Source organism: Mesorhizobium sp. M0491, assembly GCF_040321265.1.
In the GTDB taxonomy this organism is placed as follows: domain Bacteria; phylum Pseudomonadota; class Alphaproteobacteria; order Rhizobiales; family Rhizobiaceae; genus Mesorhizobium.
The window spans coordinates 1-500 of the sequence record NZ_JAMYRE010000067.1 but is presented as its reverse complement, the minus strand read 5'-3'; the positions used below and the strand labels follow the sequence as shown (position 1 = coordinate 500).

Below are 500 nucleotides of genomic sequence, written 5' to 3'. Positions count from 1 at the left end.
TACCTCTATCGCGCCATCGACAGCGTCGGCGACACCGTCGAGTTCTGGTTCAGTGAATACCGGGATTTGCCGGCCGCCAAGCGTTTCTTCACAAAAGCGTTGGCACGCCATGGCCGTCCCGATCGCATCGTCATCGACGGCAGTCAGACCAACCGGGAAGCCATCGTTTCCTGCGATGCCACAAGTCGATTGCAGGATTGCTCCCGGCGCCGGTCGAAGCCGATCCGCATCCGCCAAAGCCAATACCTCAATAACCGCATCGAGCAGGATCATCGGCGCATCAAGCGCCGGGTGCGGCCGATGCTCGGTTTCAAATCGACGCACGCCGCCGCGGTCACCTTGTCCGGCATCGAGATGGTCCACATGATGCGCAAACGACAGGCGCGGTACGCCTTCAATCCGAACCCGTCTCTCGCCGAGCAGTTCGAAATCCTCGCTGCCGCATGAGGTTGCCACCACTCTGGCAAATTCTCTGACCAGACAAAACTTTGCAACGGAAC

1 protein-coding gene is annotated in these 500 nt (G+C 59.6%); it reads left to right on the top strand.

Annotation, left to right across the window (positions count from 1 at the left end; genetic code table 11):
- On the top strand, positions 1–447 hold a 447-nt coding region (locus NKI69_RS33505; protein ID WP_352723449.1), incomplete at its 5' end, for a DDE-type integrase/transposase/recombinase.
- Positions 448–500: the final 53 nt, after the last annotated feature.